The sequence below is a fragment of the Streptomyces sp. YS-3 genome (genome assembly GCF_045257485.1).
Classification (GTDB): Bacteria; Actinomycetota; Actinomycetes; order Streptomycetales; family Streptomycetaceae; genus Streptomyces.
This window is the reverse complement of sequence record NZ_JBJHPC010000249.1, coordinates 1-10,178: the sequence shown is the minus strand read 5'-3', so window position 1 is coordinate 10,178 and position 10,178 is coordinate 1. Positions and strand designations below refer to the sequence as shown.

9 protein-coding genes are annotated in these 10,178 nt (G+C 73.1%); 4 read left to right on the top strand and 5 right to left on the bottom strand.

The genetic code is table 11. The features are described from left to right. Positions 1–182: 182 nt before the first annotated feature. Complete coding sequence (locus ACJA3G_RS20445) at positions 183–1,793, top strand: GMC family oxidoreductase (RefSeq protein ID WP_406554464.1); 1,611 nt, start codon at positions 183–185, stop codon at positions 1,791–1,793. Positions 1,794–1,796: 3 nt separating this feature from the next. Here the strand turns inward: ACJA3G_RS20445 and ACJA3G_RS20440 are convergent, their stop codons facing one another. The 3 genes from ACJA3G_RS20440 to ACJA3G_RS20430 all read right to left on the bottom strand — a co-directional run bounded on the left by ACJA3G_RS20440 (position 1,797) and on the right by ACJA3G_RS20430 (position 5,292). Continuing rightward, positions 1,797–2,771 carry an acyl-ACP desaturase gene (locus tag ACJA3G_RS20440; RefSeq protein ID WP_406554463.1) on the bottom strand — a complete coding sequence of 325 codons (975 nt, stop codon included), beginning with the start codon at positions 2,769–2,771 and terminating at the stop codon, positions 1,797–1,799. 175 nt (positions 2,772–2,946) lie between these two features. After that, positions 2,947–4,587: an ABC-F family ATP-binding cassette domain-containing protein gene (locus ACJA3G_RS20435; protein ID WP_406554462.1), complete on the bottom strand. Its 1,641-nt coding sequence runs from the start codon at positions 4,585–4,587 to the stop codon at positions 2,947–2,949. Positions 4,588–4,875: 288 nt separating this feature from the next. Then, positions 4,876–5,292: an SsgA family sporulation/cell division regulator gene (locus ACJA3G_RS20430; RefSeq protein WP_406554461.1), complete on the bottom strand. Its 417-nt coding sequence runs from the start codon at positions 5,290–5,292 to the stop codon at positions 4,876–4,878. 245 nt (positions 5,293–5,537) lie between these two features. Between ACJA3G_RS20430 and ACJA3G_RS20425 the strand changes: the two genes are divergently transcribed. Next, positions 5,538–6,632, top strand: a complete 1,095-nt coding sequence (locus ACJA3G_RS20425) for a WD40/YVTN/BNR-like repeat-containing protein (RefSeq protein ID WP_406554460.1) — start codon at positions 5,538–5,540, stop codon at positions 6,630–6,632. Positions 6,633–6,634: 2 nt separating this feature from the next. On the opposite strand, the gene ACJA3G_RS20420 is transcribed toward ACJA3G_RS20425, so the two are convergent. Beyond that, complete coding sequence (locus ACJA3G_RS20420) at positions 6,635–6,934, bottom strand: YciI family protein (RefSeq protein ID WP_406554459.1); 300 nt, start codon at positions 6,932–6,934, stop codon at positions 6,635–6,637. Positions 6,935–6,985: 51 nt separating this feature from the next. On the opposite strand from ACJA3G_RS20420, the gene ACJA3G_RS20415 reads away from it, so the two are divergent. After that, positions 6,986–7,720, top strand: a complete 735-nt coding sequence (locus ACJA3G_RS20415) for an endonuclease V (protein ID WP_406554458.1) — start codon at positions 6,986–6,988, stop codon at positions 7,718–7,720. 19 nt (positions 7,721–7,739) lie between these two features. Here ACJA3G_RS20415 and ACJA3G_RS20410 read toward each other — a convergent pair whose 3' ends face one another. Then, positions 7,740–8,963, bottom strand: a complete 1,224-nt coding sequence (locus ACJA3G_RS20410) for a saccharopine dehydrogenase family protein (protein WP_406554457.1) — start codon at positions 8,961–8,963, stop codon at positions 7,740–7,742. A gap of 211 nt (positions 8,964–9,174) precedes the next feature. Between ACJA3G_RS20410 and ACJA3G_RS20405 the strand changes: the two genes are divergently transcribed. After that, positions 9,175–10,178, top strand: a 1,004-nt coding sequence (locus ACJA3G_RS20405; RefSeq protein WP_406554456.1) for a CaiB/BaiF CoA transferase family protein, incomplete at its 3' end; no start/stop codon positions are given.

Below are 10,178 nucleotides of genomic sequence, written 5' to 3'. Positions count from 1 at the left end.
CCCCCGTGCCCGCTCTCCTCACCACGCCCCCCATGCCGTGACGTCGCTCCTCGACCCGTCCAGCATGACCCGCCGGGGCCGCCCACCGGATCCGGACGGTTCCGGTGCAAGATGCCCCACAAGCCCTGGCACGTCCGGCCCCGGCCGGTCATGCTGGACGGGTCGAGGAGCGACGTCACGGCATGGGGGGCGTGGTGAGGAGAGCGGGCACGGGGGCGCGCACATACGACTACATCGTGGTGGGAGCGGGTTCGGCGGGCTGTGTGCTCGCGGCTCGGCTCTCCGAGGACCCCGGCGTCCGGGTCGCGCTCGTCGAGTCCGGGCCGCCCGACCGCCATCCACGGATCCGTGTCCCGGCCGCCTTCCCCAAGCTCTTCAAGACGGTGTACGACTGGGACTTCACCACCGTCGAGCAGAAGGCGCTGGGCGGGCGCGAGCTCTACTGGCCGCGCGGCCACACCCTCGGCGGCTCCTCGTCCATCAACGCCATGATGTGGGTCCGCGGTCATCGCGCCGACTACGACGCCTGGGGCGAGGCGGCCGGGCCCGAGTGGGGCTACGACGCCTTCGTGCGGTACTTCCGCCGGGCCGAGCGCTGGACCGGCCCGGCGCCCCAGGACAGTGTGTACGGCACCCGGGGACCGCTGTGGATCTCGCCGCTGCGCGACCCCTCCCCCCTCACCCTCGCCTTCCTCGCCGCCTGTCACGACCGCGGCCTCACGGGGCTCAGGGAGCTCAACGGACCGGACCACTCCGGATACGCGACGACCCCGGTCAACCAGCGCCAGGGGCGCCGGTGGAGCGCCGCCGACGGCTACCTCCGGCCGGCCGCGCACCGCCCCAACCTGGACGTGTTCACCCGCACCCGGGTGCGCGGGCTGGAGTTCGAGGGCAGCAGGGTCACCGGCGTCCTCTCCCAGGGCTCCCCGGACGCCCTCACCGCCCGCCGCGAGGTGATCCTCAGCGCGGGCGCCATCGGCTCGCCGCAGCTGCTGATGCTCTCGGGGATCGGTGACCCGGAGCGCCTGCGCGAGGCCGGGGTGGAGGTCAGGGTGGCCTCCCGGGACGTCGGCCGCCATCTGAAGGACCATCTCGCGTACGCGGTGACCGTGCGCTGCCCCCGGCCCGTCACCCTCACCGGCGCGGACACGCTCCCCAACCTCGGGCGCTTCCTGCTGCGCGGCCGGGGCCCGCTGACCTCCAACCTGGCGGAGGCGGTCGCGTTCGTGCGCACCCGGCCCGGGCTGGTGGCGCCCGACATCGAGCTGGTCTTCGCCCCGGTGCCGTTCGTCGGCCACGGGCTCACCCCGCCCACCGAGCACGGCCTCACCGTCGGGGTGGTCCTGCTCCAGCCCGACGGTGAGGGCCGTGTCGAGCTGGGCGGCCCGGCCGCCACCACCCCGCCGCGCATCGACCCCGGCTATCTGACCGCCGAGGACGATCTGCGCCGGCTGGTGGTGGGGGTGCGCCGGGCGGAGCAGTTACTGGCCACCCCGGCCCTGGCCGAGCACACCTCGGGGCCGCTGGCGCCCTACCCGGGCGTGGTCGACGACGAGACGCTGGCAGCGGCGGTGCGCGCGTCCGCCGAGTCCCTGTACCACCCGGTGGGCACCTGCCGGATGGGCGCCGACGAGGGCTCGGTCACCGACCCCCGGCTGCGGGTGCGCGGCACCGAGGGGCTGCGGGTGGTCGACGCCTCCGTCATGCCGGGGATCACCCGCGGCCATACGCACGCCCCGACGGTCGCCCTCGCCGAGAAGGCGGCGGAGCTGATCCGCCAGGACGCGCGGTAGCCGTCAGGCCTTGCCGCGGGCCAGCATCCGGGCCTTGCGCGCGGCGAGCTTCTCGTCGAACTTGCTCGCCTCCGCGTCCAGACCGCCCATGTACAGGCCGAGCTCCTCCTGCGCCTTCAGGCCCTCCGGGCCGAGCCCGTCGATGTCCAGGACCTTCAGGAAGCGCAGCACGGGCTGGAGCACGTCGTCGTGGTGGATGCGCAGGTTGTAGATCTCGCCTATCGCCATCTGCGCGGCGGCCCGCTCGAAGCCGGGCATGTTGTGGCCGGGCATCCGGAAGCCCACGACCACGTCGCGTACCGCACACATGGTGAGGTCGGGGGCGAGCTCGAAGGCCGCGCCGAGCAGGTTGCGGTAGAAGACCATGTGCAGGTTCTCGTCGGTCGCGATCCGCGCCAGCATGCGGTCGCAGACCGGGTCGCCCGACTGGTGGCCGGTGTTGCGGTGGGAGATGCGGGTGGCCAGCTCCTGGAAGGCCACGTACGCCACCGAGTGCAGCATCGAGTGGCGGTTGTCGGACTCGAAGCCCTCCGCCATGTGCGCCATGCGGAACCGCTCCAGCTGGTCCGGGTCCACGGCGCGCGAGGCGAGCAGGTAGTCGCGCATCACGATGCCGTGCCGGCCCTCCTCGGCGGTCCAGCGGTGCACCCAGGTGCCCCAGGCGCCGTCCCGGCCGAAGAGGCTGGCGATCTCGTGGTGGTAGCTGGGCAGGTTGTCCTCGGTGAGGAGGTTCACCACCAGCGCGATCCGGCCGATGTCGGTGACCTTGGACTGCTGCGGCTCCCAGGCCTCGCCGTCCTCGAAGAGGCCGGGGAAGTTGCGCGCGTCCGACCACGGCACGTAGTCGTGCGGCATCCAGTCCTTGGCCACCTTCAGGTGGCGGTTGAGCTCCTTCTCGACGACCTCTTCCAACGCGTACAGCAGCCGGGCGTCGGTCCACACGTCCGAATTGCCGAGGTGGGGAGAGGTGATCGTCACGAGGGTGCTCCAGGGGGACGGGGAGGGGGGACGGGTACCTACGCCTACGTAGGTTACGAGACCGTAGGTTAAGCGCGCGGTAAGGCCGCAGCCAAGTCCCGTCCTCCACCCATACCGCTACTCTCCGTGACTCGCGCTGGTCACGGCGGTTCAGAGAGCGACAAGTCGGACATCCTCACCGGCCCTCGCGTACCTCCTCGGCCGTGGTGTCCCGCAGCTCACCGTCGAGCACCAGCCACCGGGTGATGCCGATCGACTCCAGGAACGGCACATCGTGGCCGGCCACGATCAGCGCCCCCTCGAAGGCGGCCAGCGCCTCGGTGAGCCGCCGTACGCTCGCCATGTCCAGGTTGTTCGTCGGCTCGTCCAGCATCAGCAGCTGCGGCGCGGGCTCGGCGAGCAGCAGCGCGGCCAGCGAGGCCCGGAAGCGCTCGCCCCCCGAGAGGGTCCCGGCCGGGCGGTCGGCGCGGGCGCCCTTGAACAGGAAGCGGGCGAGGCGCGCCCGGATCGCGTTGGCGGTGGCGCCGGGCGCGTACCGGGCCACGTTCTCCACCACGCTCAGCCCGTCGTCCAGCACGTCCAGACGCTGCGGCAGGAACCGCAGCGGCACCTGCGCCACCGCCTCCCCGGCCGCCGGGGCGAGCTGCCCGGCCAGCGTGCGCAGCAGGGTCGTCTTGCCGGCCCCGTTGCGCCCGACGAGCGCGATCCGCTCCGGGCCGTGGATGTCCAGGCTGCCCAACGCCCGGTCCGTGTACGGCAGTCGCAGATCACGCAGGCTCAGTACGCCCCGGCCCGGGTGGACCTTGGTGTAGGGGAGTTCGACGCGGATCTCGTCGTCGTCCCGGACCGCCTCCACGGCCTCGTTCAGCCGGCCCTGGGCCTGGGTGAGGCGCTCGGTCTGGAGGATGCGGTGCTTGCCCGCCGACACCTGGGCCTCGCTCCTGCGGCCATTGGCGATGATCTTCGGGACCCTCTTGTTCTCGTAGCTCTTCTGGGCGAAGCGCTGCCGCCGCGCCAACTTGACGTGCGCGTCGCTCAGTTCGCGTTTCTGGCGCTGGACGTCGGCCTCGGCCGTGCGCACCATCCGCTCGGCCGCCTCCTGCTCCACGGCCAGCGCCTCCTCGTACGCCGAGAAGTTGCCGCCGTACCAGGAGACCTCGCCCTCGCGCAGGTCCGCGATCTGGTCGACCAGATCGAGGAGTTCGCGGTCGTGGCTCACCACGACCAGTACGCCGGGCCAGGCGGCGACCGCGTCGTAGAGCCGTCGGCGGGCCCGCCGGTCGAGGTTGTTGGTGGGCTCGTCGAGCAGCAGGACCTCGGGGCGGCGCAGCAGCAGCGCGGCGAGGCGCAGCAGCACCGACTCGCCGCCCGAGAGCTCCCCGATGGTCCGGTCGAGGCCGACGCCGTCGAGGCCGAGCTGTCCGAGCACGGCCCGCGCCCGCTCCTCCACGTCCCAGTCGTCGCCGACCGCCGTGAAGTGCTCCTCGGCGGTGTCGCCCGCCTCGATGGCGTGCAGCGCGGCCCGTACCCGGTCGATGCCGAGGGCCTCGTCGACCCGCATGCCGGTGACCATGGTCAGGTTCTGCGGCAAATAGCCGATGTCGCCCGTGGTGACGATCCGTCCGCCGGTCGGGGTGAGATCACCGGCCAGCAGCCGCAGCAGCGTGGACTTCCCGGAGCCGTTGAGGCCGATCAGCCCGGTGCGGCCGTGGCCGACGGCGAGCTGGAGGCCGTCGAACACGGAGGTGCCGTCGGGCCAGGCGAACGAGAGGTCGAAGCAGCTGATGTGCGTCGAGGACGCGGAGTAAGCAGACATGGGTGTCTCCCTGTTGCGCGGAAGAGGGGTGGGGGCAACGGGAACTGAGACACCGGTGTCAGGGCAGCGGGGGAAAAGAAGGGCCCTGGTCGTGGAGGACGGCTCGGAGGCAGGTCACACCGCGCGCGCGACACGGAAGGGAGTGCGCGAAACGGTGTCTCAGGTGCCTCAGACGAGCAACGTCCTACTCCGATCGACGACAACAGGGCCGAGAAGACGGTACGACGGGGCGCCGGCCCGCCGCAAACGATTAACAGCGCCTTTGTGCCGCGCCCGCGGCGGGCGCGGTCAGCAGGCGTCGCGCAGCAGGGCGGTGAGGTCGCCGTCGAGGTCGAGGTAGTGGTGCTCGTGGCCCGGGGGCACCATCAGCTCGGTGCGCTTGAGGAAGCGGCGCAGCTCGGAGGTGCGGATGTGCACCATCGCGGTGCCCTCCGGGGCGTGGAACTCCACCACCGTGCGGTCGAACCCGTACGGCCGGACCCGCACGTCGCCCATGCCCGCGGAGGTCTCCACCCCGGTCTCCAGGAGTTCGCGCGAGAACGCCCAGCAGACCTCGACCCCTTCGAGGGTGGCGGGCGCGGGAAAGACCATCCGCACGGCGAACGGATCGTCGCGGTCGTAGCTCAGCGTCGCGGGAACGGTCTGGACCCGCGGGTCGGAAGCGATCAGGCGGGCCTCGACGGCTTGCTCGATGACAGTGGACAAAGCCCTGTTCCCCTAACCTCACGACCGGGTACTTCTCTTCCTGCTGCTCAGGAAGACGGCAGAAAACACGGGTGCGTGCACCCGAGTCGAGGGTGAGCTGTGTCACCTGATCGCTACGTGTGCGTCACTTTCCGCTGCGTCACCGCTCGTTTCCCACGCGGTGCTTAACGGCTCCGGGTTGATGGCGATACGGTCGAATTTCGCCCTCTGGACGGTCTTCTCGGTGTCGGCTAGCTTCCAGCGCCATGAAGCCCATGGGGAAGACGAGACGCATGCTGTCGGTGGGGCTGGGCGCTCTGGCGCTGGCGACCGTACTGACCACGCCCGCCGAGGCGCACGGCCACCGCGCGAGCGGCCCGGCACCGGCCTGGCAGCTGACCGGGACCGGTACGGACGCCCGGTTCCGGGGGCTCTCGGCGGTCAGCCGGAGCACGGCGTGGGTGGCCGGCTCCAAGGGCACGGTCCTGCGCACCTCCGACGGTGGGCGCACATGGCGCGATGTGTCGCCTGCGGGCGCGGCCGGACTGGAGTTCCGGGACGTGGAGGCCTTCGACGGGCGGCGGGCCGTGGTGCTCGCCATCGGGGAGGGCGACGCGTCCCGGATCTACCGGACCGAGGACGCCGGCGCCACCTGGAAGGAGTCGTTCCGCAACCCCGACCCGCGGGCCTTCTACGACTGCCTCACCTTCTTCGACCACCGCCACGGCCTGGCGGTCGGCGACCCGGTCGACGGCAGGTACCGCGTCCTGTCCACGGCCGACGGCGGCCGTTCCTGGAAGGTGCTGCCCTCCACCGGCATGCCGCAGGCGCTGCCGGGCGAGGCCTCCTTCGCGGCGAGCGGCCAGTGCCTGGTCGGCTCCGGCCCGCGCGATGTCTGGCTCGCCACCGGCGGCGCCACCACCGCCCGCGTCCTGCACTCCGCCGACCGCGGTCTGACCTGGACGGCGGCCGACTCGACGATCCCGGCCGGCGACCCGGCGCGCGGTGTCTTCGGGCTCGCCTTCCGCGACCGTACGCACGGGATCGCGGTCGGCGGCGACTACCGGGCCGGGCAGCCCTCGCCCCGGGCCTCCGAGGTCACGGGGAACGGCGGCCACACCTGGTCCCCGGCGGCGGCCCCGGTCGCCGCCTACCGTTCCGGCGTCGCCTGGCTGCCGCACAGCCGGTCGGCCGCGCTCGCGGTGGGGCCCACCGGCACCGACGCGACCACCGACGGGGGCCGCACCTGGCGGACCGTCGACACCGGCTCGTACGACACCGTGGACTGCGCACCCGACCTCGGCTGCTGGGCGGCGGGCGAGAAGGGCCGGGTGGCCCGGCTCGTACGCGGGGCCCGCTGAGGCTACGCGGGCAACTCCTCCCGGAAGGAGTCCAGTCCGGGCGCCACCTTGGTCGCGAAGAACTCGGTGATCCGGTACGCGCACACACCGTTGACGCTGAAGGGGTCGGTCGCCGTGATCTCCTCGATCGCCGCGCGGTCGTCCCCGACGGCCAGGATGATCCCGCCCTCGCGGGGCTCCTTGCGGCCGGAGGCGATGAACACGCCCGTCTCGTAATGCCCGTTCAGCCAGGCGACATGCGCGTCGAGCAGCTCGTCGACGCGGGCGAGGGGAGCGGTGTAGGTCAGGTCCAGTATGAACATGATCGGCAGGCTACTCCGGGCGTCTTTCCGGCGAGACCCTAGGGTGAGGGCATGGTGACGCTCACAGAGATCCCCCGGGACTGGCCTGCCGACGAGGCCGGGGCGCTGGCCGTGCAGGACGAACTGCGCGGCCGGGTCGTGCTCGACGAACCCGGCCCGCCGCCCGGCACCGGCCAGGTGACGGGTGTGGACGTGGCGTACGACGACGAGCGGGACGTCGTCGCGGCGGCTGCCGTCGTCCTGGACGCGGCCACCCTGGAGGTCGTCGAGGAGTCCACCGCCGTCGGCCGGGTCGCCTTCCCGTACGTGCCGGGGCTGCTGGCCTTCCGGGAGATCCCCACCGTCCTGGCGGCCCTCGGCGCGCTGAGCACCGGCCCGGGCCTGGTGGTCTGCGACGGGTACGGACTCGCCCACCCGCGCCGCTTCGGTCTCGCCTCCCACCTCGGCGTGCTCACCGGACTGCCGGTGATCGGCGTCGCCAAGAACCCGTTCGCCTTCGCCCACCAGGAGCCCGGCGCCCGGCGCGGGGACGCCTCGGCGCTGGTGGACGCGGACGGCGCGGAGGTGGGCCGGGCGCTGCGCACCCGGGACGGCGTCAAGCCGGTGTTCGTCTCCGTCGGCCACCGCGTGAGCCTGGACAACGCCTGCGCCCACACCCTCCGGCTCACCCCGCGCTACCGGCTGCCGGAGTCGACCCGGCGCGCGGACGCCCTGTGCCGCGAGGCACTGCGCACCGCGCTCGGGCCCGTACCGGAACCGGCCGACCGACGGACACCGGCCACCTAGCGGCACCGGCAAGCCGGCGCTAGCGGGCGTCCGCCACCCGGAAGCGGATGCCCGCCTTCTGGATCCGGGCCAGCAGGGCGTCACCCATCGCGGTGACCGTCGTCAACTGCCCGGCGAGATCCGGGAGTTCGTCGAAGGCCAGGCTCAGGGCCCCCTCGGCGAGGATCCTGGCCGTCTCGTCGTACCCCGGGTCGCCGCCGGAGACCTCGGTGAACACCCGCCGCCCGCCGCCCTCCCCGACGAAGCGCAGGGAGAACCAGCTGCGGTCGCGGCGCTCCTGGTCCGGTCCGCTGCCCGGCTCGTAACGGCTGATCAGCAACCGCCGCGCGGCGGGCACTTGGGCCACGCCGAGCGCCGCGCCCGCCCCGGCCACCGCGCCCAGCGCCATCGGCAGCCGCCGCACCGCCGCGAAGTGGCGGTAGCGGAAGTCGGGGCCGTAGCGCTCGCTCGCCGCGGCCGAGCGGGCCACCACCGCCGGGTCCAGGACCGGCAGCGGCAGCGCCCAGGCGCCGGTCTCGCGGCTGAAGTGCGGGGTGCCGAGGGGCGCCCTGGCCCGCCGCCCGACCAGGCGCGGCTCGTGCAGCCGCCGCTCGCGGGCCGCCTTGAACTGCTGCGGGCCCCGGCCCATCGCGGTGAGCGCGGAGGCGAAGGTACCGCCGGAGAACATGGCGTTGGAGCGTACGAAGCCGTCCACCCGCAGCGGTACGCCCTCGGGGAGCCGCTGGACCGTGTAGTACACGCCGAGGTCGCACGGCACCGAGTCGAAGCCGCAGGCGTGCACCAGCCGCGCGCCGGTCTCCCGGGCCCGCGCGTCATGGCGTACGTACATGGTGTCCACGAACTCCGGCTCGCCGGTGAGGTCGAGGTAGTCGGTCCCCGCCTCGGCGCACGCGGCGACCAGGCCCTCGCCGTACCAGACATAGGGGCCGACCGTGGTGGCCACCACCCGCGCGGACCCGGCCAGCGCGCGCAGCGAGCCGGGGTCGGCGGAGTCGGCCGTGATCAGCGGCAGTGAGGCGCACGCCGGGTCGATGGCGGCGAGCTCCTCGCGCAGCGCCTCCAGCTTGGCGGCCGACCGCCCGGCCAGCGCCCAGCGGCACCCCTCGGGCGCGTGCGCGGCCAGGTACTTCGCCGTCAGGGTGCCCACGAACCCGGTGGCCCCGAACAGCACGATGTCGTACGGCCTCGCCGCCCGCCGGGCCCGCTGCCCCGCCGCCCGCTGTGCCCGCTGTGCACCTTCCAAGGGGATGCCCTCCGCTCTGCCCGGCCGCGCTCCCGCGCCGATGTCGGTCGCTGAGGCTAGCGTGAGACGCGGTGCCATGGGTGATCAAGGACGGGAAGAAATCCGTTCGGCGAAAACCAAGCGCTTGCTCGCGCAAGGGGCTTGTGCGGAGTGGAACGTGTTCTTAGCATCACTGCTGTTACATCAGTTGTGTCACAGTGCTGGGGGCTCGATGACAGGTTCGGGGAACGGCCCGCTCGCCGGGGTGCGGGTGGTCGAGCTGGCGGGGATCGGACCCGGCCCCTTCGCCGCCATGCTCCTGGCCGACCTCGGCGCGGACGTGGTGCGGGTCGACCGCCCCGGCGGGGCCGGCCTGGGCATCGATCCGGCGTACGACCTGACCAACCGCAACAAGCGCTCCGTACTGATCGACCTGAAGGCGCAGGACGGCGCCGCGCGCGTCCTGGACCTGGTGGAGAAGGCCGACATCCTCGTCGAGGGCTACCGCCCGGGTGTCGCCGAGCGCCTCGGCGTCGGGCCCGGGGAGTGCCTGGCCCGCAACCCGCGGCTGGTCTACGGACGGATGACCGGCTGGGGCCAGGACGGCCCGCTCGCCGCCCGCGCCGGGCACGACATCGCGTACATCGCCGTCACCGGCACCCTCGGCATGATCGGCGGCCCGGACGAGGCGCCGACCGTCCCCGCCAACCTGGTGGGCGACTACGCGGGCGGCTCGCTCTATCTCGTCGTCGGTGTCCTCGCCGCCCTCCAGCACGCCCGCACCACGGGCGAGGGACAGGTGGTGGACGCCGCGATCGTGGACGGCGCCGCCCACCTCGCCACCATGATCCACGGCATGCTGGCGGCCGGCGGCTGGCAGGACCGGCGGGGCGCCAATCTGCTCGACGGCGGCTGCCCCTTCTACGGCACCTACGAGACCGCCGACGGCCAGTACATGGCGGTCGGCGCCCTTGAGCAGCGGTTCTACGAGGAGTTCAGGCGGCTGCTCGGGCTCGACGCCGTCGCCCCGGCCCGTCAGGACCTCGCCCGCTGGGAGGAGCTGCGCACCGCCATCGCCGAGCGGTTCCGCACCCGTACCCGCGAGGAGTGGACGGCCGTCTTCGCCGGGTCGGACGCCTGCGTGGCGCCGGTGCTCTCGCTGCGCGAGGCCCCCGACCACCCGCACCTGGCCGCCCGTGCCACCTTCGTCGAGCACGGCGGCCTCACCCAGCCGGC